Raw genomic sequence first — 26651 nt, 5'->3', positions numbered from 1 at the left:
GCGCGCGTACGGGCGCGGCGGACTTCAAGGAATGGCGGGCGGGGGGGGGGGGGGGAGGGCGGGGGGCGGGGCGGGGGGGGGGCGCGGGGGGCGGGGGGCGGGGGCGGGGCGGGGGCGGCGGCGGGGGGGGGGGGGGGCGCCCCCGCCCCCCCCCCGCCGCCCGCCCCCCCCCCCCCCCGCCACGACGGCGCGGCGGCCGCACGACCCACCCCCGCCCGGCCCCAGCCCCCGCCCACCTCACCCGCTCACACCCGCTCACTCCGCCACGGCAACTCCGCAGTCACCCGCGTAGGCCCCCCCACCGGCGAATCCACCACCAGAATCCCGTCCACCGCGTCCAACCGCTCGGCCAGCCCCGCCAGCCCCGACCCACCGGAGGTGTCCGCGCCCCCCACCCCGTTGTCCACGACCTGCAGCATCAGCCGGTGATCCACCCGCCACACATCCACCGCCGCCCACGTGGCCCGCGAATGCTTGCTGATGTTCTGCAGCAGCTCCGACACCGTGAAGTACGCGATCCCCTCGATCGCCGGCGCCGGCCGCTCCACCAGATCGACCTCCACCTGCACCGGCACCGTGCACCGCGACGCCACCGACGACAGTGCCGCGTCCAGCCCCCGGTCCGTCAGCACCGCCGGATGAATCCCCCGCGCCAGATCCCGCAGCTCCTGCAGCGCCGTCTTCACCTCACCGTGCGCCTCGTCCACCATCCGCGCCGCGGCCTGAGGATCCTCCGTCAGCTTCTCCTTCGCCAGCCCCAGATCCATCGCCAACGCCACCAGCCGCGCCTGCGCCCCGTCGTGCAGGTCGCGCTCGATCCGCCGCAGGTCGGCTGCGGCCGTGTCGACCACGACCCCGCGGTCCGACTCCAGCTCCACGACCCGCGTCGCCAGCCGCGAGGGCCCGAGCAGCCCGTGCACCAGCATCCGGTCCACCGTGGTCAGCGCCCGCACGATCCACGGCGCGGCCAGCGTGAACAACAGCCCCACCAGCGCCGTGACGGTGATCTCGAAGGCGTTGTCGAGGTAGACGTGGTGGGTCTCGTCGCCGTACAGCTGCAGGCCGTCCTGACCGCCGTACATCGGGAAGAGCCAGAACCACAGCGGATACGTCAGCAGCGACAAGCCGATCGACCAGACGGTCACGGAGACGACGAAGGAGAACACCGCCCAGGGCAGGTGCAGCACCGCGTACAGCAGCGCCCGCCACGACGAGCCGCTCTTGAGCACGGCCCCCATCCAGGCCATCGCGCCGGGCTTCCGCATCCGCAGCGGCTCGGGCGCCGCCACCTCGAGCCCCAGCAGTCCCCGCGCCCGCGCCCGCTCCAGCGACCCGAACAGCCGGCACCCGGCGAGCGCCGCCGCCAGCACCGGAATGCCGAGGAAGGTGACCAGCAGGCCCGCGCCCAGCGACACCATCGTCACGGCGTAGGTGAAGAGCAGGATGCTGATCGGCAGGCTCAGCAGCACATACGTGAACTCGCGCCAGCTGCGCGCCTCGAACGGCGCCCGCAGCCCCGCCGGCAGCCGGTGCCGCTCGGTCTCGGTGGCGTACGTGGCGTACTCCGTGGGGTGTCCGGTGGGGTGTCCGAGCCCGCTGTCGCGCTGGGCGTAGCCCTGTCCGTACTCCGTGGCCATCGGCGTCGTCCGTTCTACTCGGCCTGCTCGTCCTGGTCGTACCGCGGCTGTGCCGTCGTACCCCCACACTGCTCTGCCGCAGTTCCGCGGACCATGGAGTCCGTCGGCCTCTTGAACGGGGGGTTTTCCCTACCTCTGGCCGCCCGCGTCAGGCGCGCGGTCCCGCCACGGCAGCTCGGCCGTCACCGTCGTCGGGCCGCCGGCCGGCGAGTCGACGACGAACAGGCCGTCGACGGCGTCCAGCCGCTCGGCGAGACCGCTCATGCCGGTCCCGCCGTCCAACTGCGCACCGCCGCGCCCGTCGTCCCACACCTGGATCAGCAGCCGGTTCTCCACCCGCCACACATCGACCGACGCGGTCCGCGCCCCGCTGTGCTTGCTGATGTTCTGCAGCAGCTCGGAGACGGTGAAGTAGGCGATGCCCTCGATCGCCGCGGCCGGCCTGGCGTCCAGGTCGGCCGTCACCTTCACGGGCACGGTGCAGCGCGAGGCGACGGAGGAGAGCGCCGCGTCCAGGCCACGGTCGGTGAGGACCGCGGGGTGGATCCCGCGCGCGAGGTCCCGCAGCTCCTGCAGCGCCAGCTTCACCTCGCCGTGCGCCTCCGCGATCATCGACGCGGCGTAGTCCGGGTCCTCCAGCAGCTTCTCCTTGGCCAGACCCAGCCCCATGGCCAGATTGACCAGCCGCGCCTGCGCCCCGTCGTGCAGGTCGCGTTCGATGCGCCTCAGGTCGGCCGCGGCCGTGTCGACCACGACCCCCCGGTCCGACTCCAGCTCGGCGATACGGCGCTCCAGCTCGTCCGAGGGCGACAGCAGCCCGCGCACCATCGCCCGGTCCGCGTTGGTCAGCCCCCGCGCGATGAACGGCAGCACCGGCCACAGCACGAACAGCGAGGCCAGCGTGATGGTGAAGGTGAGGATGCCCCAGGGCAGCCGGATGAAGTCGTACAGAACCGTGCGCCAGCCCACCGGGTCCTTCAGCGACATCCACAGCCGTTGGAAGAACCCTCCCTGGCCACGGATCCGCAACGGGCTCGGCTCGTCCACCCGCACCCTGAGCAGCGCCCTGGCCCGCTTCCGTTCCAGCTTGCCCAGCTGCCGGGCGCCCGTCAGCCCGAGTGCGAGCAGCGGCAGGCCGATCACCGTGACGGTCAGCCCGGCGCCGAGCCACAGCACGGTGACGACGTAGACGAACCCGAACAGCGCGACCGGAAGGTTCAGCAGAAGGTGCGCGATCTCCTTCCAGGTCTGCGAGTGAAAGGCGAAGTGGGCCGGCGGCAGGCGCTCGGCGTCCGGGGCCGTGGCGGTGTGGCGCGGCATGCCGGTGTCGGGTGTGCGTGCGGTCATATGGGCTAGCGTGCCGCGCGGACGGCCGCCGCGCCATGAGGTCGGCCGCCGGGGATACACGGGGGAAAACCCCACCCCTGTGGACCAAGGCGTGAAGGCCTGCTTACCGTCGCTTTATCAGGGCCTAGACTCCCGTGCGTACAGATCGTCGAACGCAGGGTTCACGTGGGTCACGAGGTCAGGGAGTGAGGACGGACGTGAAGACGGACGTGCGCGATTCGACCGTCGTCGTCGCGGCGGACTACTTCCAGTCGTACTCGGTCGTGGGGCTGCTCGCCGTCATCGGCGTGCTGTTCGTCGCGGTCGCCTTCGGCGCCGGCCGCCTGCTGCGGCCCGTGGTCCCCACCCCCGAGAAGCTCCTGACGTACGAGTGCGGCGTCGACCCCGTCGGCGAGGGCTGGGCCCACACCCAGGTCCGCTACTACGTCTACGCCTTCCTGTACGTCATCTTCGCCGTCGACTCGATCTTCCTGTTCCCGTGGGCGACGGTCTTCGCCGCGCCCGGCTACGGCGCGACGACGCTGGTGGAGATGTTCCTCTTCCTCGGCTTCCTGGCCGTGGGCCTGCTGTACGCCTACAAGAAGGGAGTCCTGGCATGGACGTGACTCCTTCTTCCGAGCCTGTTCTGCTGCCGGAGCCGAAACGGCTGGGCGCCCTCGCCCGCCTCGCCCCCGAGCCGATGAAGGTCGTCCTGAACTGGGGCCGCCGCTACTCGCTCTGGGTCTTCAACTTCGGTCTCGCCTGCTGCGCGATCGAGTTCATCGCCGCGTCGATGGCCCGCCACGACTTCATCCGGCTGGGTGTCATCCCGTTCGCACCCGGTCCGCGCCAGGCCGACCTGATGGTCGTCTCCGGCACGGTCACCGACAAGATGGCCCCCGCCGTGAAGCGCCTGTACGAGCAGATGCCCGAGCCCAAGTACGTCATCTCCTTCGGCGCGTGCAGCAACTGCGGCGGCCCGTACTGGGACTCGTACTCCGTCACCAAGGGCGTCGACCAGATCATCCCCGTCGATGTGTATGTGCCGGGCTGCCCGCCCAGGCCCGAGGCGCTGCTCCAGGGGATCATCAAGCTCCAGGAGAAGATCTCTCGGGAGTCGCTGGGGGAGCGGTACGGAACTTCTGCGGGGCGTCCGTCGGCGGCGGCGCTGCAGAGCGGGTTGGTGCAGCCGCCGGCGGTGGCTGTGTCGGCGACGGGTGGCGGTAGCGGGGCGGACGGCAGTAGCGCGAAGGACGGCGATACGGGGGAGGCCCGATGACCGGTGCCGTCGGCTGGCTGCCCGCCCCCGCGGAGGAACTCTTCGGCGCGGAGGCCACGGCCGAGGAGTCGTACGAGGTCCTGACGGTCGACGTACCGGCGTCGGCCTGGACCACGGCACTCCGGACCGCCCGCGACGAGCTGGGCTGCACCTACTTCGACTGGCTCAGCGCGGTCGACGAACCCGGCACGGGCTTCCGCATCGCGGCCCATGTCGCGGCCCTGTCGCCAGTACGACGCCTGCTGCTCCGTACGACGGTCCCGCACGAGGCCCCTGCCCTGCCCACCGCCATCGACGTGTACGCGGGCGCGGCCTGGCACGAACGCGAGACCCACGAAATGTTCGGCGTCCACTTCGAGGGCCACCCCGCACTGGACCACCTCCTCCTGCCCGAGACCTTCGAGGGCCACCCCCTCCGCAAGGACTTCGTCCTCGCCTCCCGCGTCGTCAAGGCCTGGCCCGGCGCGAAGGAACCGGGCGAGTCCGAACACGGCGGCCCCAAGCGCCGCCAGATGCTCCCCCCGGGCGTCCCCGACCCCAACGAATGGGGCCCCCAGAAAGGCCAACTCCCACCCGCCCCGGCCCGCCCCGCACGGGGCGCGGCAGCACGCGGCACGGGCGAACGTCCTGCACGGGCCGCACGTGCGGGTGGGAGTGCGGGTACGGGGGCGGGCGGGAGTGCGGGCGCGGCGGGCGACCGTCCGGTACGTCGTAGCCGTACGGCGTCGGAGGGCTCGGCGAGTCAGACGGCGACGCCGGACAGCGGCACAGCCTCGGGGGAGGGCACGCCTACGACGGGGGGAACGCCTTCGGCGGAGGGCACGCCATCGGCTCCGACGGTTCCTTCGGATGCCTCGGCCTCTCCGGCCCGGCCGCGTCGCTCGCGGAGCGTGGGCGAGGGCTCAGCCTCGCAGCGCACGCGGGCAGCGACGCCAGAGGGTGCGGCAGCAGAGGATGCGGCGCCAGAGGGCGGGTCGGATTCCGCCTCCGCCTCCGCCACGCCGCCCGAGGCGCCCCGCAGCGCGGATGCCCCCTGGCACCACGCCCGCCCCACCTTCGACGAACCCGAGCCGCCCGGGGAGACCGCCCCGAAGTCGGGGGACGAGAACGCGGACGCCACCCCGGAAACCCAGGACACCGAAGGCACCGAAGACCCCACAGGAGGCCCGCAGTGAACGACGTGCTCGACGTCACCCTGCGACTCCTGATCGTCTTCGTCGTCTTCCTCACCTTCCCTCTGATCATCGGTCAGACGGAGCACAAGGTCATGGCCCATATGCAGGGCCGCCTCGGCCCCATGTACGCCGGCGGCTTCCACGGCTGGGCCCAACTCGTCGCGGACGGCGTGAAGTTCGCGCAGAAGGAAGACGTGGTCCCGGCGGGCGCGGACCGCCGTATCTTCCAGCTCGCCCCTGCCGTCGCCCTCCTCCCGTACCTCCTGGTCCTCCTCGCCATCCCCATCGGCCCGGGCGAGGGCGCGGTCGGCGAGGTCATCGACGCGGGCATCTTCTTCGTCCTCGCGGTGATGGGCGTAGGCGTCCTCGGCTCGCTCATGGCCGGCTGGGCCTCCGCAAACAAGTTCTCCCTCCTCGGCGGCCTGCGCACCGCCGCCCAACTCCTCGCCTACGAACTCCCGATGCTGCTCACTGCCGCCTCCGTGGCGATGGCGGCCGGCACGGTCTCCCTCCCCGGCATCGTCGACGCCTTCGAGTGGTGGTGGCTGCCCTGGCAGATCGTCGGCGCGATCGTGTTCTTCGTGGCGGGGCTGGCCGAACTGCAGCGCCCTCCGTTCGACATGCCGGTCGCCGACTCGGAGATCATCTTCGGCGCGTACACCGAGTACACCGGCCTCCGCTTCGCCCTGTTCCTCCTCGCCGAGTACGCCGGAATCGTCGTCCTGTGCGGCCTCACCACCGTCCTCTTCCTGGGCGGCTGGCACGGCCCCTGGGGCGCCGACGGCCTCGGCTGGGTCTGGACCCTGCTGAAGGCGGCCGTCCTCGCCTTCATCGTGATCTGGCTCCGCGTGACCTACCCCCGCCTGCGCGAGGACCAGCTCCAGAGGCTCGCCTGGACCCTCCTCGTCCCCCTCTCCCTCGCCCAGATCGCCCTCACCGGCATCGTGAAGGTGGTGATCCAGTAACCATGGCCCCCATTCCCGGGTCCGGCCTCGCCAAAGGCCTGGCCGTCACCCTCCGCACGATGACCAGGAAGTCCGTCACCGACCAGTACCCGGACGCCCAGCCCGACCTGCCGCCCCGCACCCGTGGCGTCATCGGCCTGTTCGAGGAGAACTGCACGGTCTGCATGCTGTGCGCCCGCGAGTGCCCGGACTGGTGCATCTACATCGACTCCCACAAGGAGACGGTCCCGCCCGCGGCCCCCGGCGGCCGCGAACGCAGCCGCAACGTCCTGGACCGCTTCGCCATCGACTTCGCCCTGTGCATGTACTGCGGTATCTGCATCGAGGTCTGTCCTTTCGACGCCCTGTTCTGGTCCCCGGAGTTCGAGTACGCCGAGACCGATATCCGCGAACTCACCCACGAACGCGACAAGCTCCGCGAGTGGATGTGGACGGTCCCCGCCCCACCCGCCCTCGACCCCGCCGCCGAAGAACCCAAGGAAATCGCCGCAGCCCGCAAAACCGCCGAGAAACTGGCAGCCACACAGGCCGAACCACCCCCTCCACCTGAGGGCCGGCCCGGCCCCGCGCAGCCATCCGGGCCCACATCGACCCCCACGCCCGAGAGCGGGACCGGCTCCACCCCACAGGCGAAGCCCGCCGATCCCCAGGCCAAGCCCTCCGACCCGCAGGCCAAGCCCTCCGACCCGCAGGGAGGCGAGTCGTGATCGTCGCCTCGGCCGCCGCGTCGGCGCACACCACGACCACCGTCGCCGCCGACACACACGGCTTTCTCTCCCCGACCGGCGTCGAGATCGCCTTCCTCCTCGTCGGCCTGGTCACCTTCGGCGCCGCCCTGGTCACCGTCACCACCCGGCAACTGGTGCACGCCGCCCTGTGGCTGGTGGTGACCCTCGGCGGCCTCGCCGTCGAATACCTCCTGCTCACCGCCGAGTTCATCGCCTGGGTCCAGGTCCTCATCTACGTCGGTTCCGTCGTCGTCCTCCTTCTGTTCGGTCTGATGCTCACCAGGGCCCCCATCGGCCGCTCCCCGGACGCCGACTCCGGCAACCGCTGGGCCGCCCTCACCGTCGCCGTCGCCGCGGCCGTCGCCCTGGTCTGGGTCGTCGTCGACGCCTTCCGCACGACCTGGATCGAGCTGGACGGCCCGGCCGCCGGCTCCACCGAGGTCACCGGAGCGAGCCTCTTCCAGAACTGGGTCCTCCCCTTCGAGGCCCTCTCCGTCCTCCTCCTCGCCGCCCTGGTCGGCGCGATCGTCCTCTCCCGCAAGACAAAGGCAGACACGGCGACCGACCCGAACACCCCGAGCACCCCGAGTACCAAGGGGGCCGACAGCGGCACAGGAGCCGGCGACGCAGACGGCTCCGACAAGGAAGGTGTCCGCTGATGCACCTCGCCTATCCCGCCGTACTCTCCGCCCTCCTCTTCTGCACCGGCCTGTACGGCGTCCTCGCCCGGCGCAACGCGATCCTGGTCCTGATGTCCGTCGAGCTGATGCTCAACGCCGTCAACCTCAACCTCGTCGCCTTCGACGTCTGGCTCAGCAGGACCGCCGAGGAGACCCTGCACTCCGGCCAGGCGCTGACCCTGTTCACCATCGCCATCGCCGCCGCCGAGATCGGCATCGGCCTGGCGATCGTCCTCGCCGTCCACCGCAACCGCGGCACCGCGGACATCGACAAGCTCCGCGACACCGCCGAGGGCCACGAGCCCGAGAGCCCCGAGACCGACGGCCCGGCAGCCGGCGTGGCCGAGAAGGCTGAGGCCACCGCGTGACCACGACCACCCTCGCCGTCCTCGTCCCCCTCCTCCCGTTCCTGGGCGCGGCCGCCGGCCTGCTCCTGGGCCGTAGCGCTCCCGGCTTCGTCCGCCCGCTCGCCGTCCTGCCGGTCCTCACCTCCCTCGTCGTGGCTGTGCCGGTCGCCGTGCGCCAGGGCGGGGACGAGGCCGTGAACGCGGCCACCGAACTCACCCCCACGGGCTCGATCCCGATCGAACTCGCCCTGCACATCGACGGCTTCGCCGCCCTCGTCGCCGTACTGGTCGCCTTCGTCGCCTCCTGCGTGCAGATCTACTCGATGGGTTACCTGCGCGACGACCCGCGCTACCCCTCGTACGCCGCCCTCGTCTCCCTCTTCACCTCCGCGATGCTCCTCGTCGTCTACTCCGGCGACCTGATGGTGCTGCTGGTCGGCTGGGAGATCATGGGCATCTGCTCCTACTTCCTGGTCGGTCACTACTGGGAGACCCCGGAGGCCCGCGCCGCCTCCCTCAAGGCCTTCCTGGTGACCAAGCTCGGCGACGTCCCCTTCCTGATCGGTCTGTTCGCGCTGGCCACCGACGCCGGGTCCTTCCGGATCACCAAGGTCCTCGGGGCCGTGTCGACCGGCGCGCTCGACCATCCGACCCTCATCGCCCTGCTGCTCCTCGCCGGCGTCGCGGGCAAGTCGGCGCAGTTCCCGCTGCACACCTGGCTCCCCGACGCGATGGCCGGCCCGACGCCCGTCTCCGCGCTGATCCACGCCGCGACGATGGTCGCCGCCGGTGTCTACTTCATCGCCCGTCTCCTCCCTGTCTTCGAGGCCTCGCAGGCCGCGATGGTCGTCCTCGCCGTCATGGCCGCCGTCACGATGGCCGGCTCGGCGCTGGCCGCGCTCGCCCAGGACGACATCAAGCGCGTCCTCGCCTACTCGACGATCGGCCAGCTCGGCTACATGACCGGCGCCCTCGCCGTCGGCGACCGCGGAGCCGCCGTCTTCCACCTCCTCACGCACGGCGCCTTCAAGGCGCTGCTGTTCCTCGCGGCCGGCGTGATCATCCACGCCGCCGGCACCAACTCGCTGGCCGCCATATCCCGGATGCGCGACCTGCGCGACCGCGTCCCGGACGCCTACTGGACGATGACCGTGGCCCTCCTCGCGCTCGCCGCGATCCCGCCCTTCAGCGGCTTCTTCTCCAAGGAGTCCGTCCTCGGCGCCGCTGAGCACATCACCACCGGCCACGCCGAAGGCGTCCCCGTCGCCGCGGGCTGGATCATCCTCGTCGCCGGCCTGCTCACCGCCCTGCTCACCGCCGCCTACGCGATGCGCCTGTGGCTGCTCGCCTTCCGCGGCCGGGGAGCCGAGGCCCCGGACCACGGCAGGCAGCCCCTCACCATGACCGTGGTGCTCTGGGTGCTCGCCGCGCCGTCACTCGCCATCGGCGGGTTGGCCTACCAGTCGCTGCCCGGCTGGTTCGACGGCGACGACCTGGCCCCGACCCTCACCACATCCATCCTCGGCACGGGCCTCGCCGTCGTCGGCGGTCTCGCCACCTACGGAGCCTGGCAGCGCACCACCGCACTGGCGGCCCGCACACCGATCGGCGCGGTCGCGGCCCACCCCGAAGGTGACGCCGGACTGGTCGAGGCCGAGGCCATCGCAAGCCACGCGCCCGCCTACGGAGACGTGGCCCACGCGCCCGACCCGGCAGACCCGGGCCGCCTCCTGCTCGGCCCGCTCCACCGCCACGCGGCCGTCGGCTTCCACCTCGACGCCGTGTACTCGGCACTCTTCGTCCGCCCGGTCCAGGCCGGAGCCACCCTCGTTCGGTTCCTGGACCGCGAGGTCGTCGAGACCTACGTACGCGGCGCGGGCACCCTGCCCCGCTGGCTCGGTGCCGCCGTACGACGCGCCCAGACCGGCAATGTGCAGACCTATGTGAGCGCGCTGCTCGCCGGCACCGTCGTCCTCGCGGTCGCCGCCGTCCTCGTCGCCACCGGAGCGTGAGCAGGCGTGATCGATATCAACGAGTCCGTGATGCAGTTCCTTCTGGCATTCGTCGTCGTCGGCCCGCTCCTCGGCGCGGCCGCCGCTCTCCTGCCCGCCCCGCCCGGGCTGAAGGGGAAGTCACCCGAGCAGGCCGTGCTGCGGCACGGCGTCACCGTGACCGGCGCGGTCCTCATCGCCGCGATCGTCCTCACGCTGGGCTTCGACCACGACCAGCCCTCGAAGATGCAGGCCAGCACGGACATCAGCTGGATCCCCGCACTCGACGTACGGATCCACCTCGGCATCGACGGCATTTCCCTCCCCCTTCTGGTCCTGACCGCGCTGCTGACCTTCCTCTGCGCGCTCTACTCCTACTTCAAGATGCCTGCGGGCCCGACCCCGAAGGCCTTCGTCGCACTGCTGCTCGTCCTCGAGTCCGGCACTCTCGCGACCTTCGCCGTCCTCGATCTGCTGCTGTTCTTCCTCGCGTTCGAGATGGTGCTCATCCCGATGTACTTCCTCATCGCCCGCTGGGGCGGTGAGGGCCGGACCCAGGCGGCCTGGCGGTTCATCCTCTACACGCTGCTCGGATCCGTGGTCATGCTGCTCGGCCTGCTCCTGATCGGAATCAACGCGGGCACATTCGACATGGTGGCACTCGCCACTGACAACGGCCGGTCGCTGACCACATCCGTGCAGGTCATCGCCGTTTTGTCGATCGGGATCGGGCTCGCGGTCAAGACACCGATGTGGCCGCTGCACAGCTGGCTGCCGGACGCCCACACCGCGGCGCCGACCGTGGGTTCGGTCCTGCTGGCAGGCGTCCTGCTGAAGATGGGTACGTACGGGTTCGTCCGAATTCTGCTGCCCATCACGCCCGACGGCTTCCGCACCTTCGCGCCGTACCTCGCCGCGTTCGCCGTCGTCGGGATCATCTACGGATCCCTCGCCTGCCTCGCCCTCGCCAAGCGGGGCGCGAAGGGCGATCTCAAGCGCCTCATCGCCTACTCCTCCGTCGGCCACATGGGCTTCGTCCTGCTCGGCATCGCGACGATGACCCCGATCGGCGTGAACGGCGCCCTGTTCGCCAACATCGCCCACGGCCTCATCACCGGCCTCCTCTTCTTCCTGGTCGGCGCGTTGAAGGACCGCACGGGCACGACCGACCTCGACACCCTCGCCGACAAGACCGGCGCCGCGCTCTACGCCAAGACACCCCGCCTCGGCGGTCTGCTCGCCTTCGCCGCGGTCGCCTCGCTCGGGCTGCCGGGCCTCGCCGGATTCTGGGGCGAGATGCTGGCGCTGTTCGGCGCGTTCGACCCCGCCGACGAACTCAGCCGTCCGGCGTTTCTGACCTTCATGTCGATCGCCGCGTTCGGCACCCTGCTGACGGCCGCGTACCTGCTCGTCGTGGTCCGCCGCGTCTGCATGGGCGTCGTCCCGCACGAGGCACCGAAGCTCGCCGACGTCCAGAGCTACGAGTTCGCGGCCTGGACCCCGCTCGTCGCCCTCACCGTCATCGCCGGGCTGTGGCCGAAGGCCCTCCTCGGCCTGACCGACCCGGTCGTGCAGCAGCTCCTCGCAGGAGGCACCCGATGAGCGCCCTGGCCCAGCCACTGGCCGAGTCCCTCGTCCAGTCCGTCGACTGGCTCGCCATCGCGCCGCCCACCGTCGCGGCAGTCGTCGGACTCGTCGTCCTCGTGGCCGACCTGTTCCTCGCCGATGCCCGGAAGGCCCTGCTCGGCTGGGTGTCGGTCGCGGGCCTCGCCGCCTCGGCCGCCCTGCTGCTGCCCCTCCTGGACGGCGACCGCAGCACCTTCTGCCTGACCGGCGCCCCGGACATCTGCAGCTATACGGCCGACCGCTTCACCCTCGTCATCCAGTTCCTGGTCCTCGGCGGCGCCCTCCTGGCCGCCCTGCTGTCGGTGACGGCCCTCAAGGACGCCAACAAGGGACTCCCCGAAGGGGAGTTCTGGTTCCTGCTGCTGTCCTCCGCGGCCGGCGCGGCCCTCCTGCCCGCCTCCCGCGACCTGGCGACCCTCATCGTCGCCCTGGAAGTCGCCTCCCTGCCCGCCTTCGCCCTCGTAGGCCTTCGCCACGGCGACCGGAAGTCCTCCGAGGCGGCCTTGAAGTTCTTCCTGTCCTCGGTGACCGCGACCGCGGTCAGCCTCATGGGCATCAGCTTCGTGTACGCCTCCACCGGCACCCTCTACCTCACTCAGATCGCCGACCGGATCCAGGACGTCGACGGACAGCTCGTCACCCTCGCCCAGACCGGCGTCGTCCTCACCCTCGTCGGCTTCGCCTTCAAGACGGCCGCCGTGCCCTTCCACTTCTGGGTGCCCGACACCTACATCGGAGCGCCACTGCCGGTCGCCGCCTATCTGTCGGTCGTCGGCAAGGCCGTCGGCTTCTCCGGCCTGATCCTCGTCACGGTCATCGCGCTGCCGTCGTACGCCGACGTCTGGGGCCCGGCACTCGCCGCGCTGGCCGCCCTGACCATGACTGTCGGCAACGTCGGTGCCCTGCGCCAGCAGTCCACGCGCGCGTACAGCGCCGTACGACTGCTCGCCTGGTCGTCCGTCGGCCAGGCCGGCTATCTGCTCGTGCCGATCGCCGCCGCCGCGTACTCCGACGACGCCGAGAAGTCCATCGGCTCCACCGTCGCCTACGCCCTCATGTACGCCGCCGTGAACCTCGGCGCCTTCGCGGTGGCCGCACTGGTGGGCCGTACAAGATCCCTCAACCGCATCACCGACTACCGCGGCCTGTACGCGAAGAACCCCCTCTCCGCCCTCCTCCTGGCCTTCTTCCTGCTCTGCCTCGCCGGACTGCCGCCGGGCATCATCGGCCTCTTCGCCAAGGTCACCGTCTTCTCCGCGGCCGTCGACGCGGGCCTCGGCTGGCTCGCCGTGGTGATGGCCGTCAACGTAGTGATCGCGCTGTTCTACTACCTCCAGTGGACGGCCCTGCTCTTCCGTGCCCCGGAGGGCGAGCCCGTCGAGCACCGGGTGCCCGCACCAGTCACCGCAGCGATCACCATCACGGCGGTACTCGGCATCGCCCTCTCCGGAGCGCCCCAGGTGGTCCTGCGCTTCGCCGACACCGGCCTCTTCTGAGCGCACGCACCTCACCCGGACGGCCCACGCCCGCCGCCGCACGCACAAGGGAACTAGTCCCCCTCGCCTGGCGTTGACCAGTACGGGAGGGTCCACTGGACGTGACACCACGGCACCAGTGGCTTCGGACATCGACAAGCAAAGGGTTCCCCTGCCGCACCACTTGGAGGGCGTACCGTGCACCGCCGGCACAACGGGCTCAGGACCGCAGTACTCCTCGGGGGACTGTCCGCACTCATCATCGTCATCGGCAGCCTCTTCGGCCGTATGGGGCTCGTCGTCGCGGTCGTGATCGCCCTAGGGACCAACGCGTACGCGTACTGGAACAGCGACAAGCTCGCGCTACGCGCGATGCGTGCCCGCCCGGTGAGCGAATTCGAGGCCCCGGCCCTGTACCGCATGGTCCGTGACCTCTCCACCCAGGCCCGCCAGCCCATGCCCCGCCTGTACATCTCCCCGACGGAGGCGCCGAACGCCTTCGCGACCGGCCGCAACCCGCGCAACGCAGCCGTGTGCTGCACCGAAGGCATCCTGCGCATCCTCGACGAGCGCGAGCTGCGCGGTGTCATCGGCCACGAACTCAGCCACGTCTACAACCGCGACATCCTGATCTCGTCGGTCGCCGGCGCGCTCGCCTCGGTGATCATGTTCCTGGTCAACTTCGCCTGGCTGATCCCGATCGGCCGCTCCGATGACGACGACGGACCTGGCCTCCTCGGCATGCTGCTGATCATGATCCTGGGCCCGCTCGCCGCCACTCTCATCCAACTGGCCATCAGCCGCTCCAGGGAGTACGAGGCGGACGCGTCCGGCGCCCAACTCACCGGCGATCCCCTGGCCCTCGCCAGCGCCCTGCGCAAGCTCGAGACGGGCACCAAGCAGCTCCCGCTGCCGCCCGAGCCCCGGATCGAGACGGCGAGCCACATGATGATCGCGAACCCCTTCCGGCCCGGTCAGGGATTCTCCAAGATGTTCTCGACACATCCGCCGATGGCCGAACGCATCGCCCGGCTCGAGAAGATGGCAGGTCGCCCCCAGTGAAGACAATCCTCAACGTCATCTGGCTCGTCCTGAGCGGTTTCTGGCTGTTCCTCGGCTACCTGCTCGCGGGCGTGCTGCTGTGCATCACCATTATCGGCATCCCGTTCGGCGTCGCCGCGTTTCGTATCGGCGTCTACGCCTTGTGGCCCTTCGGGTACACGACGGTCGAGCGCCGCGACGCCGGCGCCCCCTCCTGCGTCGGCAACGTCCTGTGGCTGGTCCTCGCGGGCTGGTGGCTTGCCCTGGCCCACATCGTCACCGGCATCGCCCTGTGCATCACGATCATCGGCATCCCGTTCGGCATCGCCAACTTCAAGCTCATCCCGGTGTCGCTGCTCCCGCTGGGCCGCGAAATCGTGTCGACGGACCAGCCGTTCTCGTCGCGCTGGTAGGTCGGAGGCGGCGACCGCGCCGCCTCCGACCGCCAGTTATCCACAGCCCGACGGTTGTCCACAGCCCCGCTCGATTGTCAGTGGCGGCTTGCATCATGAACCCATGACCGAGATCGAGCAGTTGCTGACACAGGTGGCGGCCAAGGCACGCACGGGTTGGTACGTCGAGATGAACGAAGAGCTGGAGCCGGCCCCTTGGGCCGACTTCCGCATACGCACGGCGCTGATGCCGTAACCATCCTCGCAAGGCCACGGGGCCACCGCGCACCTACCGCCGTGCCCAGGACCGCGCACCTACCGCCCGGCCACCCACCGTCGCCGCACGCCATACGCCGCCACGCCCAAGGCCAGCACACCCGCACCCACAACCACCGAAACCACCGGCAACGCGAACGCCAGCACTACACACCCGAGCAGCCCGATCGCCGGCACCACCCGGGCCAAGGGAGCCGATCGGAGCGTCCAGGCCGACGCGTTGGCCACCGCGTAGTAGACCAGCACACCGAAGGAGGAGAACCCGATCGCGCCGCGTACATCCACCGTGGCGGCCAGGACCGCTACCACCGCGCCCACGGCCAACTCCGCCCGGTGCGGCACCTGGAAGCGCGGATGGACGGCCGCCAGCGCGCCGGGCAGATGCCGGTCCCGCGCCATCGCGAGCGTCGTACGCGAGACACCGAGGATCAGGGCGAGCAGCGAACCCAGCGCGGCCACGGCAGCACCCACCCGCACCACCGGCACCAGCCCCGGAACCCCCGCCGCCCGCACCGCGTCGGCCAGTGGCGCGGCCGCGTCGCCCAGAGCGCCCGCCCCCAGCACGGAAAGGACAGCCACCGCCACACACGCGTACACCACCAGTGCGATGCCCAGAGCCAGCGGGATGGCACGGGGAATGGTGCGCGCGGGATCCCGTACCTCCTCACCGAGGGTCGCGATCCGCGCGTACCCGGCGAACGCGAAGAACAGCAGACCCGCCGCCTGAAGCACCCCGCCCAGACCACCGGAGGCCCCGATGTCCAGCCGCCCGGCGTCGGAGTCCCCGGACCCCAGGCACACGACCACCACGGAAGCGAGGACAGCCAGCACGACAGCCACGATCACCCGGGTCAGCCAGGCCGACTTCTGGACCCCGCCATAGTTCACCGCGGTCAGCGCCACCACGGCCGCGACCGCTACGGCGTGCGCCTGCTCCGGCCAGACGTACGCGCCCACGGTGAGCGCCATCGCCGCACAGGACGCCGTCTTGCCGACCACGAACGACCAGCCGGCGAGATAACCCCAGAACTCCCCGAGCCGCTCGCGCCCGTACACATACGTGCCGCCCGAGGCCGGATACAGCGCGGCCAGCCGCGCCGACGACGTGGCGTTGCAGTAGGCGACCACGGCGGCGACGCCCAGCCCGAGCAGCAGCCCGGACCCGGCGGCGTGTGCGGCGGGCGCCAGGGCGGCGAAGATCCCGGCTCCGACCATGGAACCCAGGCCGATGAGCACGGCGTCCCCGACACCCAGGGTGCGCCGTAGTTCAGAGCTGGAAGCCGTCACGCACCGCACCCTACTGATCAGTGCAACCGGCGGGTGCACCGGTGACGTCCTCTTCATCAACAAGGCACGAACACGCGCGCGACCAGTACAACCGGCCCGACGGGCCTGCATCACAGCGCAGGGACAGTGCGGGCACAGCACGAAGGGGCAGGTTCACGGCATGACCATCGTTGGCTGGATCATTCTGGGACTGTTGGCCGGAGCCATCGCCAAGTTCCTGCTGCCGGGCCGGGACCCGGGCGGCTTCATCGGTACGACCGTGATCGGCATCGCGGGCGCGTTCATCGGCGGCTGGATATCGGCCCGTTGGCTGGACCACCCGATCACCAAGGACTTCTACGACACCACGACCTGGGCCGCGGCGATCGGCGGCTCCCTGGTCCTGCTGGTCGCCTACCGCCTCCTGTTCGGCAACTCGCGCGACTGAGCGCATCCCCCGACCGCAGCCAGCAGGGAAGAAGGGGTGGGCACCACTCGGTGCCCACCCCTTCCTCGTACGGCGTCACAGGCGCGACTTACCGGTAGTTCACGAACTGCAGCGCGAAGTCGAAGTCCTTGCCCTTCAGCAGAGCGATGACGGCCTGCAGGTCATCACGGCTCTTCGAGCTGACCCGCAGCTCCTCGCCCTGAACCTGGGCCTTCACGCCCTTCGGACCCTCGTCGCGAATGATCTTCGCCACCTTCTTCGCGTTCTCCTGGGAGATGCCCTCCTCGATCGACGCGAAGATCTTGTACTCCTTGCCGGACAGCTGGGGCTCGCCCGCGTCAAGGGCCTTCAGCGAGATCCCGCGCTTGATCAGCTTGGACTGGAAGACGTCGAGGACAGCCTTCACCCGGTCCTCGGAGTTCGCCTCCATCAGGATCTTGTCACCGGACCACGAGATCGAGGCACCCACGCCCTTGAAGTCGTAGCGCTGCGAGATCTCCTTGGCGGCCTGGTTGAGGGCGTTGTCGACCTCCTGCCGCTCGACCTTCGAGACGATGTCGAAACTGGAGTCGGCCATGTCCTGTGGCTCCTTGTATCGGGGTGCGTATCGGGTGCGTATCGGCGTACGTGGGGCCGCCGAGCCCGGCGTCGTCCCGGGCCGCATCCGCATAAGCCTAGCCACCCACCGTCCCCCGAGCGCCGATCAATCGGGTGGCGAAGCACCCCTGTCCATCGGGTATTGTTTAGGTCGTTGCCAGCGAGCACCGCCGAAAAGCGGTTCGAACGGCAGCAACCCTGGCGGTGTGCCCGAGCGGCCAAAGGGAGCAGACTGTAAATCTGCCGGCTTCGCCTTCCCAGGTTCGAATCCTGGCGCCGCCACACGACCGAAAGGGTCTGTGACCAGCAGCGATGCTGATCGCAGACCCTTTCGGCGTTCCTGGAGCACTGATGGGGATCTGGGTACTTTTCCCGGTCTGTCTTGCCTTGGCAGCCGCCTGCGGCTCGTCACTTTGGACTGGGCGGACAGGTGCAGAGCGGCTGGCCGTCGGCGAGGCCGAGGCCCGGCTGCTGTCCCTGGGCGCCACTTGCCCGGAACGCCAGCCGGACCCCGACGACTTCCTGGTTCCTACCGACTCTGTGGGCCATTCTTTCTGTCTGGTCCGGCGAAAGCCGTGGACGACGGACTGAGTGGCGTCAGCGGCACAGGCAGGGCTCGGTCTCGTGGCCCAGGGCGAGGACGTCGCCGTCACGCAGAGCGCCTGCGAACGCCTGGATCTCGTCGACGTCGCCCTTCAGGTACTCGCCCCAGCCGTCGGCCGTGCTGGCACGCCCCACCTGGAGCGGGCCGGTGCTCGTCCAGCCGTCGCGGAGCTGGGCGGTGGCCCCGGCGTTCGTGTAGCCGTCGGCGTAGAGCTTGACCGTGTCGGTCGCGTCGTCGTAGACGATGGCCAGCCGCGTGCCCTGGCCGCTGCTGCCGCTCGGCATCGTGACCTGCGAGACGACCGTGTCCGGTGCGCCCGCCTCGTCCCGCTCCGGCATGATCAGCTGCCAGGCGTACGTCGACGGGTCGTAGCGGAGCTTGAACGCCTCGGTGTGCTTACCGGCCTGCGAGAGCACGGTCATCGGCCGGGTGGCGTCGGCGTCAATACTGGCGACGACTCCAAGCGTGAAGCTGTCACCAGTGTCCACCACCGGGGCGTCGAGGACCGCGTGACCGTTTTCGCCGTCCAGCACCAGGCTCCCCTCGCCGACCAGCGGGTACGGCTTCCAAGGGCAGTCGGGGTCGATGTCGGGAAGGCAGGAGTTGTCCGGGCCTCGGTTGATCGACGCGCCCGCCCCGAGCCGCAGTGGCGAACCGCCGTTGTTCTCGGGCGAGATGCCGTCGGCGGCCGTGCTGAACGACCAGTGGCCGAGTGACTTCGGCTTGCGGTGCGCGAGTTCGGTCACCTCCTGCGGGACGACGAGACGGTCGTACGCGCGGACGTCGCCGATATCGCCGTGCCAGCGCTGCCGGTAGCCGTTCTTGCCGCGGATCCGGCCGATCTGGAACGCGCCGTCCGCTGTGACCGGCGCAGCCTTGACCTTGGTGCCGACCTCGTGGCCGTTGACGAAGAGCTGGGCGTACCCGGTCTCGGTGTCGTAGACGCCGAGCACGTAAGCCCACTCACCGGCCTCCGGAGTGCCGCCGGCCACCTTCGCGCCGCCGAGAGTGAAGGTCCAGTCGGCGGTCGCGTTCTCAGGGGCCTCGAGACCGAGGGCGTATGCCATGCCGGACTCGGTGTTCTGGCTCACTACGGTCATTGCACGGCCAGTCTCCGCCGGGCGCACCCAGGCGCCGACGGCAAAGGTCTTGCCGCTGTCGACGGCCGGAGTGTCCGTGGTGAGGAAGCCGTGCCCGCTGCCGTCGAGGGTGGCTGTGGAGGTGAGGGGGGTTCCTGAGGGCACGGGGCCGTCAAAGGCCACGCCGCGTCCCGCCCGTGCCGCCTGGCCCGCCTCGGCGGCTGCCGTGGTGGAGCCGGCCGCGTCGGCCAGCTTCCAGCGCGAGACCGGCGCGCTCGCCGCCTTCGGGAAGAACGTGTAGTCGGTGCGCCCGCTCATCCGGCCGGAGCGGTCGCGGGCCTGGACGCTGAGTCTCTGCGGGGAGTTGCTCAGCGGTACGAAGCGGATCGTGGCTGGTCCGCCGGTCTCGGAGGGGCGGACGGTGCCGTGCGGGCCGCCGATGAAGCTGTACTGGTACTCGGCGACGTCCGGTGAGGGGGAGTCCATGGTGAAGCTGCCGTAGATGCCGACGCCGCCGACCCACCACGTCTCCGCGGGGTACTCCGGCGAGCTCACAACCGGCGCTGCCGGGCTTTGGTCGTCGTAGACGAACCGGCATGCGGCGCTGGGCGCCTCGGAACTCCAGGCGGAGTCCACCGTGCCGTCGTTGGCGCGGACGTGCCAGGAGATGACCGTGTCGGCCGGAATGTCGGACGGGACGTTGATGCGGTGGATCCCGTCCGGGTAGGCAGGGGCGGTGGTGAAGGAACGGCGCTGCTCTGCGCCGTTCGCGTCCGACCACCAGATCTCGAACTCGGCGGTGAGCCGCTCCGGGTATCCGACGCGGTCGTCCTCGACCGGATCGGTCAGCCGGGCTGTGAGGACCGGAGGCTGTCCGATGTAGGCCGGCGTGTCACCTGTCGTGCAGTCCTTGAACCCGGTCTGCAGGTCCTGGACGACGGGCGGCAGGTTCTCCTTCTCCGCCGCGTACACGGTGCCCGGTGCGGCCGCCCCCAAGACCGCCGCGAGGCAACTGCCCAACAGCAGTCTTCGCTTCCTGAATCTCCCTGACATGGATGAGTACCCCTCCCCTGAATGAATGCTCGGTCGTCGGACAGCCGAGCGGCAGGAGGCTAACAGTGGCCACCGACATTGCCGAGCCAGTTTTCTGACGGCCCGCCAGAACAGGGCATGCAGCGGAAACCCGCGCGGAAGCATGCCGACTTCCCCCTCCGAACTGCGGAAACGCAGACGGAGGGGGGTCTCTTCGTTGTCAGGGTGTTCTGCCGGGGCACACTTGCCCCATGTCCACTCCTCGCAGACGGTGTCCCGAATGCCGGCGTGAGATCGCCGTCGTTGCGGGGAGGTTCGCGCGGCATGATCCGCCGGGGGCGCGGGAGAGTGGGGAGCTGGTGTCCTGCTCCGGCTCACGCAGATTCGCGGAACTCGGGGCGACCCAGCCGTCGTTGGACGGGTACGTCGTCCCCGAGTTTCCCGGGCAGCTGCCGCTCTTCTGAGGTCGCGGGTCTGCTTCGACCCTGCAGCCGCCCCTCAGTTGCCCGCCACCGACTTCACCGCGACCGCCACCGGCGCCGACCCGCTGACCAGCTCCAGGGTCAGGCCGGCCGTCGCCGGAGTGTCCACGAGTTCCGCCAGTACGGCGGCCACATCGTCGCGCGGGATCGCGCCGCGGCCCGTGTGGGCCTCCAGGCGTACGAGACCGGTACCGGCGTCGTTCGTGAGCATGCCGGGGCGCAGGATCGTCCAGTCGAGGGCGTCGAGGCTCTGGACGTGCGCGTCGGCCTCGCCCTTGGCGCGCAGATACACGTCGAAGACCTCGCTTCCTTCATGCGCCGGGTTCGCGCCCATCGACGACACGACCACGTGGCGTCGTACGCCCGCCCGGACCGCCGCGTCCGCGAACAGGATCGCCGCGTCCCGGTCCACCGTGTCCTTGCGGGCCGCCCCGCTGCCGGGGCCCGCGCCGGCCGCGAAGACCGCCGCGTCCGCGCCCTGCAGATGGGCCGCGGCCTCCTCGACCGAGGCCGACTCCAGGTCCAGCAGGATCGGTTCGGCGCCGGCTTCTCTCAGATCGTCGCCCTGTTCGGCGTGGCGGATGATCCCTGCCGCCTCGTCTCCCCGCGCGGCGAGCAGACGCTCCAGCCGCAGCGCGATCTGACCATGACCCCCAGCGATGACAATGCGCATGCTTCCGACCGTACGCCCGGACGGCCGCCCATGCCGCACGACTTCAGCCACGCCCCACGGCGCGCACGCCCCGGATCGTGCGCCGGGCGCCTACCAATGCCCCACGCTCCGCATCCCGCAGCGCTCACACCACGGTCACGCGCCCCACGACAGGGCGCACACAGCAACCGGGCACGCCCCGACCTCAATCCCGATCCCGAGCCGACCCGCGCGCACTCCCACCACCCCAACCCTCACGACAACTCCCCGCGCCCCTGCCGAGGCAACCCCAGCTCCACCGCCACCGTCGAGTTGCAGTACTCCCGTACCGCGCTCGTCCGTGCCACCACGCGCCCCCGGTGCACCACGATCCGGCTGTACGCCAGCGACAGCGCGCTCGCCAGCCCGTCGCCCCGCACTGCGAGCAGCTCGGCCGGGAAACCCGCCTCCACACGGACCTCCGGCAGGCCGAGCACCGCACGAGCGGTCGTGCTCACCGCGTCGTAGGCGTCCTCGGGGCGCAGCCCGTAGCGAGAGGCGAGCAGATACGCGGCCTCCAGGGGATCGCCGCGGCCGACCGGGTTGGAGACGTCACGGAGGGAGCCGCTGCCCGCGGCCACCCGTACGCCGGCCGAGCGCAGAAGCCGTACCGGAGCGGTGCCCCGGCGGTCGACGCCCCCGCAGCCGCCCTGGGGCAGGCACGCCACCGTCACTCCGGCCGCGGCGAGCTGGTCGGCGGTACGGGCGGCGACCTCGGAGGGCAGCCGGCCGAGGCCCCCGCACGGTCCGAGTGTGACCCCGGGGCGCAGCCCGCCGGCCATGGTCGCGAGGCGGGCGAGACGAGCCGGGTCGGTGGCGTCCGTGTGCAGGTCGACGGGGCAGCCGTGCTCGGTGGCGACCTCCAGGACAGCCTCGACGTAGCCCGTCGGATCGGGGTCCAGATCCGGGCAGCCGCCCACTACGGAGGCGCCCATCTTCGCCGCGTCCCGCAGCATCGCGAGCCCGTCCGCCCCGGCACGGCCGGTCAGCACACGGGGCATGGCCACCGTCATCAACTCGGTGAGCCCGCGCAGCGATCGCCGAGCCTGCAGTACGGCGCCCAGCGCGCCCAGCCCCTGCACGTCACCCACGCGCACGTGCGCCCGCAGCGCGGTCGCCCCGTGTCCGAGCTGCAGCAGCGCGGCCTCGGTCGCCCGGCGCTGGACGTCCTGGGGGTCGTACGAGACCGGACCACCCTCGTCCGCCGACAGCGCGGTGTCGGCGTGGGCGTGCGGCTCGGCCGGGGCGGGCAGCAGCAGATAGCCGCCGAGGTCCACGCGCGCGCCCGGGCCTGGCGAACCCTCCGCCGTCAGGCTCCCGGCGGTACCGACCGCCTCGATTCGCTCGCCGCCCAGCCGTACGTCCACGGTCCGGCCGTCGGTGAGGCGCGCCCCGCACAGCAGCAGGGAGGCCGATTCGGTCTTCCCGGATGAGCCCGACGAACCCGACGAGCCCGAAGCTGACGACGAGCCCGAAGCGGACGACGACGAAGGGGGCGGCTGCGGCTGGCTGTCGGGCATCGCGCTCCAGTGGCTCGGGGACTGCGCGGAGGACGCAAGATCACACAGAGTGAGTCGAGCCTAGGGTGGCGATCCGCGCGCGACGCGCAGGCCCGCAATAGTCGTACCGGCGTGGTCCGCCGAACGGGAGAGGCGCGCGGGGACGCTTCACGCGCGCGTGGCGGACCTGCGTTCGGGACGGGACAGGGTGCCGCGAAACGGATTTGGGTGAACGGCGGCCGAGCGTGTAATGTCTTCATCGCTCGCCCCAATAGCTCAGTCGGTAGAGCGTCTCCATGGTAAGGAGAAGGTCTACGGTTCGATTCCGTATTGGGGCTCCGGTGTGGGAGGTTCTCGCCGCAAGGCGGGAACCGATCACATCACAGCGGTGTAGCTCAGTCGGTAGAGCAAGCGGCTCATAATCGCTGTGTCACCGGTTCAAGTCCGGTCACCGCTACTGACAGTAGCCGATTGTGGGGTCGGTCCTTCGATCGGCTACTCTTCTATGTCTATGCGTTAATCGTCCCATCCGTTCGTCAAGGAGCACTCCTGTGGCTGCCACCGACGTCCGCCCGAAGATCACGCTGGCCTGCGTGGAGTGCAAGGAGCGGAACTACATCACCAAGAAGAACCGGCGTAACAACCCGGACCGACTGGAGATGAAGAAGCACTGCCCGCGTTGCAATGCGCACACCGCGCATCGCGAAACGCGATAAATCAGGCTCGTACGACGAGGCCGTCCCCACATCGGGGGCGGCCTCGCGTCGTTCCACCGGCCGGAACCGACCGGTAACCGCGCAACAGCAGGACCAGCAGGCCAGCAGGACCGGCTGAACTATCAGGAGGTGCCGAGCCCATGGCGCTCGACCAGTCCTTCGTGGGGCGGACCTATCCGCCCACCGACCCCTATGAGGTGGGCCGGGAGAAGATCCGCGAGTTCGCGGAGGCCGTGGGGGACACCAACCCGGCGTACACGGACCCGGAGGCCGCCAAGGCGCTCGGTCACTCCGATGTGATCGCCCCGCCGACCTTCGTCTTCTCGATCACCTTCAAGGCCGCGGGACAGGTCACCGCCGACCCCCAACTGGGCCTGGACTACAGCCGGGTGGTGCACGGCGACCAGAAGTTCTCCTACGTCCGCCCGGTGCGCGCCGGCGACCGGCTCACGGTCACGTCCACCATCGAGGCGATCAAGTCCATGGCGGGTAACGACATCCTGGACATCCGCGGCGAGGTCCACGACGAGGCGGGCGAGCACGTCGTCACCGCCTGGACCAAGCTCGTGGCGCGCGCCGCAGAGGGGGACTGAGAGTGACCGCGAAGATCTCGTACGAGGACGTGGAGGTCGGCACCGAGCTGCCGCCCCAGTCCTTTCCCGTGACCCGCGCCACCCTCGTTCGGTACGCGGGCGCCTCCGGGGACTTCAACCCGATCCACTGGAACGAGAAGTTCGCCAAGGAGGTCGGGCTGCCGGACGTCATCGCGCACGGCATGTTCACCATGGCCGAGGCGATCCGCGTGGTCACCGACTGGACCGGCGACCCGGCCGCGATCGTCGAGTACGGCGTCCGCTTCACCCGGCCCGTCGTCGTCCCGAACGACGACCAGGGCGCCACGATCGAGGTCGTCGGCAAGGTCGCGGCCAAGCTCGACGACAACACGGTCCGCGTCGACCTGACCGTCACGAGCGCCGGGCAGAAGGTGCTGGGGATGTCCCGGGCGGTCGTCCGGCTGGCCTGAGCATGGTCTTCGGTAAGGGGCGCCCGCAATAGCGGGCGCCCCTTACTCATACAGTCCCTTGACGTAGTTAGTGATTGAGCACTAACTTTCTCGCATGGTCAGGATGAGCGCAGACGAGAGGCGCGAGAGCGTCATCCGTGCGGCGACGAACGAGTTCGCCCGCGGCGGCTATCACGGCACGTCGACCGAGGCGATCGCCAAGCGGGTCGGCGTCTCGCAGCCGTATCTCTTCCGGCTCTTCCCGGGCAAGAAGGCGATCTTCCTGGCGGCGGCCGAGCGGTGCGTTGAGGACACCATTCAGACCTTCGGGCAGGCCGCTGAAGGTCTGCACGGCGAAGAGGCCCTGCACGCCATGGCGAACGCGTACACCAAGGTCATCGCGGAGCACCCCGAGCTGCTGTTGATGCAGATGCAGATGTATGTCGCCGTGGGGGCCGCCGAGAAGGAGGGCGACCACGAGTTCGGTGCGGCGGTACGGGACGGCTGGATGCGCCTGTGGGAGACCGTCCATCTGCCGCTGGGGGCCGACGTCAATGAGACGACGACCTTCATGGCGTACGGGATGCTCGTCAATTGCCTGGTGACCATGGGTTTCCCGCCTGAGCACCGGGTGTGGGAGGGGCTCTATCCCTCCGCGCGTGCCAAGGGTCGACTCGAGCACTGAGACCAGGAGAGCCTGTCCAAGCGTCTTTTCATGACCGCAAAAGTTAGTCATCAATTACTAACCACGGCAAGTGATCACCCTCTGGGGGAGAGATGTCACAGCAGACCGCACGTCGTGGAGAGGCCGTCTGGGCTCTCGCCATCACCAGTGTCGCCGGATTCATGGCGTCCCTGGACAACCTCGTCGTCACCACCGCGCTGCCCTCGATCCGCGAGGATCTCGGCGGAGCGCTGGAAGACCTGGAATGGACCGTGAGCGCCTATACGCTCACCTTCGCCGTGCTGCTGATGTTCGGCGCGGCACTCGGCGACCGCTTCGGCCGTCGCCGGCTCCTCATCATCGGACTCACGATCTTCACCGGCGCGTCCGCGGCCGCGGCCGTCGCACCCGGCATCGACAGCCTCATCGCCGCCCGCGCGGTCCAGGGCGTAGGCGCCGCGATCATGATGCCTCTGACGCTCACCCTGCTCACAGCGGCCGTTCCCGCCGCGAAACGCGGAATGGCGTATGGCATCTGGGGCGCCGTCAATGGACTCGCCGTCGCCTCCGGACCGCTGATCGGGGGCAGCCTCACCGAGCACATCTCCTGGCAGTGGATCTTCTGGCTGAACGTCCCGCTGGGCCTGGCCCTGCTGCCGCTCGCCCGCCTCCGCCTCGCCGAGTCCCATGGCACCGGCTCCCCGCTCGACGTCCCGGGCACCCTGCTCGCCAGCGGCGGCCTCTTCGGGATCGTCTACGGCCTGGTCCGCGGCCCCGCCGACGGCTGGACCGCCCCTCTCGTCCTGACCGGCCTGTTCGCCGGATCCGCGCTGCTGGTCGGCTTCGTCCTCTACAGCGCCCGTGCCAAGAACCCCATGCTCCCGATGCGGCTGTTCCGCTCCCGGGCGTTCTCCGGGATCAACGCCGCGAGCCTGCTGATGTTCCTGGGCATGTTCGGCTCGATCTTCCTTCTCAGTCAGTACATGCAGGGAGTGCTCGGCTACTCGCCCACCGAGGCGGGCCTGCGCATGCTGCCGTGGACCGGCATGCCGATGCTCGTCGCGCCCATCGCCGGCATCCTCTCCGACCGCATCGGCGGCCGCCCCGTCGTAGCCACCGGCCTCTTCCTCCAGGCGATCGGCCTCGGCTACATGGCCTCCGTGGTCACAGCGGACGCCTCCTACTCCATCCAACTGCCCGGCCTGATCATCAGCGGCATCGGAATGGCCCTCTACTTCGCCCCCGCCGCCAACCTGGTCATGTCGAGCGTCCGACCCAGTGAGCAAGGCGTGGCCTCCGGCGCCAACAACGCCCTGCGCGAGGTCGGCGGCGCGCTCGGCATCGCCGTCATGGCCTCGATCTTCTCCGCTCAGGGCGGTTACGAGACGGGACAGACCTTCGTCGACGGCCTGCGCCCTGCCCTGGTCACCGGCTCCGCGGTGGTGGCCCTGGCCGGAATCGCAGCCCTTCTGATCCCGGCAGGGCGCTCCACGCACCCCCAGCAGCCGACCCGGACCGAGGCCCCGAAGCCGGCCCTGGAACCGGCCGCAGGCTGACAAGGAACGGCCCCACCGCACCGGGTGGGGCCGTACGCGAGGCACCCGACAGCACCCGGCGCGGTGGCTGGGCGGA

The 26651-nt window shown here is 70.3% G+C and carries 27 protein-coding genes and 3 tRNA genes; 23 read left to right on the top strand and 7 right to left on the bottom strand.

The window, feature by feature from the left end:
* Positions 1-245: 245 nt before the first annotated feature.
* Both KCH48_RS41185 and KCH48_RS41180 read right to left on the bottom strand, forming a co-directional pair.
* Positions 246-1637, bottom strand: coding sequence for a sensor histidine kinase (locus KCH48_RS41185; RefSeq protein ID WP_210582766.1), 1392 nt, complete (start codon positions 1635-1637; stop codon positions 246-248).
* 129 nt (positions 1638-1766) lie between these two features.
* Positions 1767-2984: a sensor histidine kinase gene (locus KCH48_RS41180; protein WP_210582765.1), complete on the bottom strand. Its 1218-nt coding sequence runs from the start codon at positions 2982-2984 to the stop codon at positions 1767-1769.
* A 197-nt stretch (positions 2985-3181) separates the two neighbouring features.
* On the opposite strand from KCH48_RS41180, the gene KCH48_RS41175 reads away from it, so the two are divergent.
* The 13 genes from KCH48_RS41175 to KCH48_RS43080 all read left to right on the top strand — a co-directional run bounded on the left by KCH48_RS41175 (position 3182) and on the right by KCH48_RS43080 (position 14918).
* Positions 3182-3589 carry an NADH-quinone oxidoreductase subunit A gene (locus KCH48_RS41175; protein ID WP_307841092.1) on the top strand — a complete coding sequence of 136 codons (408 nt, stop codon included), beginning with the start codon at positions 3182-3184 and terminating at the stop codon, positions 3587-3589.
* Positions 3580-4242, top strand: coding sequence for an NADH-quinone oxidoreductase subunit B (locus KCH48_RS41170; RefSeq protein ID WP_210582763.1), 663 nt, complete (start codon positions 3580-3582; stop codon positions 4240-4242). Before KCH48_RS41175 ends, KCH48_RS41170 begins: the two co-directional genes overlap by 10 nt.
* Entirely contained in the window at positions 4239-5417 is a 1179-nt protein-coding gene (locus tag KCH48_RS41165) for an NADH-quinone oxidoreductase subunit C (RefSeq protein WP_210582762.1), read from the top strand. Before KCH48_RS41170 ends, KCH48_RS41165 begins: the two co-directional genes overlap by 4 nt.
* Positions 5414-6382 carry a complex I subunit 1 family protein gene (locus KCH48_RS41160; protein WP_210582761.1) on the top strand — a complete coding sequence of 323 codons (969 nt, stop codon included), beginning with the start codon at positions 5414-5416 and terminating at the stop codon, positions 6380-6382. The genes KCH48_RS41165 and KCH48_RS41160 overlap by 4 nt, the downstream gene beginning before the upstream one ends.
* A 2-nt stretch (positions 6383-6384) precedes the next feature.
* Positions 6385-7089 (top strand): NADH-quinone oxidoreductase subunit I, encoded by a 705-nt coding sequence (locus KCH48_RS41155; protein ID WP_210582760.1) that lies wholly within the window; start codon positions 6385-6387, stop codon positions 7087-7089.
* On the top strand, positions 7089-7769 hold the full coding sequence (locus KCH48_RS41150) for an NADH-quinone oxidoreductase subunit J (protein ID WP_210582767.1): 681 nt from the start codon (positions 7089-7091) through the stop codon (positions 7767-7769). Before KCH48_RS41155 ends, KCH48_RS41150 begins: the two co-directional genes overlap by 1 nt.
* A complete protein-coding gene (gene nuoK / locus KCH48_RS41145) occupies positions 7769-8158 on the top strand; it encodes an NADH-quinone oxidoreductase subunit NuoK (protein ID WP_210582759.1) in 390 nt (129 codons plus the stop codon). Before KCH48_RS41150 ends, nuoK begins: the two co-directional genes overlap by 1 nt.
* Positions 8155-10149, top strand: coding sequence for an NADH-quinone oxidoreductase subunit L (locus KCH48_RS41140; protein WP_210582758.1), 1995 nt, complete (start codon positions 8155-8157; stop codon positions 10147-10149). The genes nuoK and KCH48_RS41140 overlap by 4 nt, the downstream gene beginning before the upstream one ends.
* 6 nt (positions 10150-10155) lie before the next feature.
* On the top strand, positions 10156-11730 hold the full coding sequence (locus KCH48_RS41135) for a NuoM family protein (protein ID WP_210582757.1): 1575 nt from the start codon (positions 10156-10158) through the stop codon (positions 11728-11730).
* Positions 11727-13250 carry an NADH-quinone oxidoreductase subunit N gene (locus KCH48_RS41130; RefSeq protein ID WP_210582756.1) on the top strand — a complete coding sequence of 508 codons (1524 nt, stop codon included), beginning with the start codon at positions 11727-11729 and terminating at the stop codon, positions 13248-13250. Before KCH48_RS41135 ends, KCH48_RS41130 begins: the two co-directional genes overlap by 4 nt.
* A 177-nt stretch (positions 13251-13427) precedes the next feature.
* The gene (gene htpX / locus KCH48_RS41125) at positions 13428-14291 is read left to right on the top strand and encodes a zinc metalloprotease HtpX (protein WP_210582755.1); all 864 of its coding nucleotides are present in this window, start codon (positions 13428-13430) and stop codon (positions 14289-14291) included.
* Positions 14288-14683: a YccF domain-containing protein gene (locus KCH48_RS41120; protein WP_210582754.1), complete on the top strand. Its 396-nt coding sequence runs from the start codon at positions 14288-14290 to the stop codon at positions 14681-14683. The genes htpX and KCH48_RS41120 overlap by 4 nt, the downstream gene beginning before the upstream one ends.
* Positions 14684-14786: 103 nt before the next feature.
* Complete coding sequence (locus tag KCH48_RS43080; RefSeq protein WP_282615255.1) at positions 14787-14918, top strand: hypothetical protein; 132 nt, start codon at positions 14787-14789, stop codon at positions 14916-14918.
* Positions 14919-14977: 59 nt separating this feature from the next.
* Here the strand turns inward: KCH48_RS43080 and KCH48_RS41110 are convergent, their stop codons facing one another.
* Positions 14978-16225, bottom strand: coding sequence for an APC family permease (locus KCH48_RS41110; RefSeq protein WP_210582753.1), 1248 nt, complete (start codon positions 16223-16225; stop codon positions 14978-14980).
* Between the two features lie 160 nt (positions 16226-16385).
* Between KCH48_RS41110 and KCH48_RS41105 the strand changes: the two genes are divergently transcribed.
* Positions 16386-16652 (top strand): GlsB/YeaQ/YmgE family stress response membrane protein, encoded by a 267-nt coding sequence (locus tag KCH48_RS41105; protein WP_210582752.1) that lies wholly within the window; start codon positions 16386-16388, stop codon positions 16650-16652.
* An 88-nt stretch (positions 16653-16740) separates the two neighbouring features.
* Here KCH48_RS41105 and KCH48_RS41100 read toward each other — a convergent pair whose 3' ends face one another.
* On the bottom strand, positions 16741-17229 hold the full coding sequence (locus tag KCH48_RS41100) for a YajQ family cyclic di-GMP-binding protein (protein WP_189941171.1): 489 nt from the start codon (positions 17227-17229) through the stop codon (positions 16741-16743).
* Between the two features lie 220 nt (positions 17230-17449).
* On the opposite strand from KCH48_RS41100, the gene KCH48_RS41095 reads away from it, so the two are divergent.
* A tRNA-Tyr gene (locus KCH48_RS41095) sits at positions 17450-17531 on the top strand.
* 315 nt (positions 17532-17846) lie between these two features.
* On the opposite strand, the gene KCH48_RS41090 is transcribed toward KCH48_RS41095, so the two are convergent.
* On the bottom strand, positions 17847-19985 hold the full coding sequence (locus KCH48_RS41090; RefSeq protein WP_210582751.1) for a LamG domain-containing protein: 2139 nt from the start codon (positions 19983-19985) through the stop codon (positions 17847-17849).
* Between the two features lie 230 nt (positions 19986-20215).
* Between KCH48_RS41090 and KCH48_RS42745 the strand changes: the two genes are divergently transcribed.
* Entirely contained in the window at positions 20216-20428 is a 213-nt protein-coding gene (locus KCH48_RS42745; RefSeq protein ID WP_246886709.1) for a hypothetical protein, read from the top strand.
* Positions 20429-20462: 34 nt separating this feature from the next.
* Here the strand turns inward: KCH48_RS42745 and KCH48_RS41085 are convergent, their stop codons facing one another.
* Together KCH48_RS41085 and KCH48_RS41080 are read right to left on the bottom strand one after the other, a co-directional pair.
* Positions 20463-21119, bottom strand: a complete 657-nt coding sequence (locus KCH48_RS41085) for an NAD(P)H-binding protein (RefSeq protein WP_210582750.1) — start codon at positions 21117-21119, stop codon at positions 20463-20465.
* A gap of 233 nt (positions 21120-21352) precedes the next feature.
* Entirely contained in the window at positions 21353-22657 is a 1305-nt protein-coding gene (locus KCH48_RS41080) for an amidohydrolase family protein (protein WP_210582749.1), read from the bottom strand.
* A gap of 244 nt (positions 22658-22901) precedes the next feature.
* Here KCH48_RS41080 and KCH48_RS41075 point away from each other — a divergent pair.
* From KCH48_RS41075 to KCH48_RS41045, 7 genes are all read left to right on the top strand, one after another.
* Positions 22902-22974 (top strand) — tRNA-Thr (locus KCH48_RS41075).
* A 46-nt stretch (positions 22975-23020) separates the two neighbouring features.
* A tRNA-Met gene (locus KCH48_RS41070) sits at positions 23021-23093 on the top strand.
* Positions 23094-23187: 94 nt separating this feature from the next.
* Positions 23188-23352, top strand: coding sequence for a 50S ribosomal protein L33 (gene rpmG, locus KCH48_RS41065; RefSeq protein WP_003948671.1), 165 nt, complete (start codon positions 23188-23190; stop codon positions 23350-23352).
* Between the two features lie 140 nt (positions 23353-23492).
* Positions 23493-23945 (top strand): MaoC family dehydratase N-terminal domain-containing protein, encoded by a 453-nt coding sequence (locus KCH48_RS41060; RefSeq protein ID WP_210582748.1) that lies wholly within the window; start codon positions 23493-23495, stop codon positions 23943-23945.
* A gap of 2 nt (positions 23946-23947) precedes the next feature.
* On the top strand, positions 23948-24376 hold the full coding sequence (locus tag KCH48_RS41055) for a MaoC family dehydratase (protein WP_210582747.1): 429 nt from the start codon (positions 23948-23950) through the stop codon (positions 24374-24376).
* A gap of 94 nt (positions 24377-24470) precedes the next feature.
* Complete coding sequence (locus tag KCH48_RS41050) at positions 24471-25040, top strand: TetR/AcrR family transcriptional regulator (RefSeq protein ID WP_210582746.1); 570 nt, start codon at positions 24471-24473, stop codon at positions 25038-25040.
* A gap of 92 nt (positions 25041-25132) precedes the next feature.
* Positions 25133-26575, top strand: a complete 1443-nt coding sequence (locus tag KCH48_RS41045) for an MFS transporter (protein WP_210582745.1) — start codon at positions 25133-25135, stop codon at positions 26573-26575.
* Positions 26576-26651 lie beyond the last annotated feature (76 nt).

Source organism: Streptomyces sp. GESEQ-4, from assembly GCF_017948455.1.
In the GTDB taxonomy this organism is placed as follows: domain Bacteria; phylum Actinomycetota; class Actinomycetes; order Streptomycetales; family Streptomycetaceae; genus Streptomyces.
This window is presented reverse-complemented; position numbering and strand designations above follow the sequence as displayed.

What these genes read in the sequence shown, in the direction of transcription:
- KCH48_RS41180 (WP_210582765.1), bottom strand. Translation starts at nt 2,984, where the DNA reads ATGACCGCACGCACACCCGACACCGGCATGCCGCGCCACACCGCCACG.
- KCH48_RS41170 (WP_210582763.1), top strand. Translation starts at nt 3,580, where the DNA reads ATGGACGTGACTCCTTCTTCCGAGCCTGTTCTGCTGCCGGAGCCGAAA.
- KCH48_RS41105 (WP_210582752.1), top strand. Translation starts at nt 16,386, where the DNA reads ATGACCATCGTTGGCTGGATCATTCTGGGACTGTTGGCCGGAGCCATC.
- KCH48_RS41100 (WP_189941171.1), bottom strand. Translation starts at nt 17,229, where the DNA reads ATGGCCGACTCCAGTTTCGACATCGTCTCGAAGGTCGAGCGGCAGGAG.
- KCH48_RS41185 (WP_210582766.1), bottom strand. Translation starts at nt 1,637, where the DNA reads ATGGCCACGGAGTACGGACAGGGCTACGCCCAGCGCGACAGCGGGCTC.
- KCH48_RS41090 (WP_210582751.1), bottom strand. Translation starts at nt 19,985, where the DNA reads ATGTCAGGGAGATTCAGGAAGCGAAGACTGCTGTTGGGCAGTTGCCTC.
- KCH48_RS41165 (WP_210582762.1), top strand. Translation starts at nt 4,239, where the DNA reads ATGACCGGTGCCGTCGGCTGGCTGCCCGCCCCCGCGGAGGAACTCTTC.
- KCH48_RS41130 (WP_210582756.1), top strand. Translation starts at nt 11,727, where the DNA reads ATGAGCGCCCTGGCCCAGCCACTGGCCGAGTCCCTCGTCCAGTCCGTC.
- KCH48_RS41050 (WP_210582746.1), top strand. Translation starts at nt 24,471, where the DNA reads ATGGTCAGGATGAGCGCAGACGAGAGGCGCGAGAGCGTCATCCGTGCG.
- KCH48_RS43080 (WP_282615255.1), top strand. Translation starts at nt 14,787, where the DNA reads ATGACCGAGATCGAGCAGTTGCTGACACAGGTGGCGGCCAAGGCACGC.
- KCH48_RS41060 (WP_210582748.1), top strand. Translation starts at nt 23,493, where the DNA reads ATGGCGCTCGACCAGTCCTTCGTGGGGCGGACCTATCCGCCCACCGAC.
- KCH48_RS42745 (WP_246886709.1), top strand. Translation starts at nt 20,216, where the DNA reads ATGTCCACTCCTCGCAGACGGTGTCCCGAATGCCGGCGTGAGATCGCC.
- KCH48_RS41080 (WP_210582749.1), bottom strand. Translation starts at nt 22,657, where the DNA reads ATGCCCGACAGCCAGCCGCAGCCGCCCCCTTCGTCGTCGTCCGCTTCG.
- KCH48_RS41155 (WP_210582760.1), top strand. Translation starts at nt 6,385, where the DNA reads ATGGCCCCCATTCCCGGGTCCGGCCTCGCCAAAGGCCTGGCCGTCACC.
- KCH48_RS41085 (WP_210582750.1), bottom strand. Translation starts at nt 21,119, where the DNA reads ATGCGCATTGTCATCGCTGGGGGTCATGGTCAGATCGCGCTGCGGCTG.
- KCH48_RS41045 (WP_210582745.1), top strand. Translation starts at nt 25,133, where the DNA reads ATGTCACAGCAGACCGCACGTCGTGGAGAGGCCGTCTGGGCTCTCGCC.
- nuoK (WP_210582759.1), top strand. Translation starts at nt 7,769, where the DNA reads ATGCACCTCGCCTATCCCGCCGTACTCTCCGCCCTCCTCTTCTGCACC.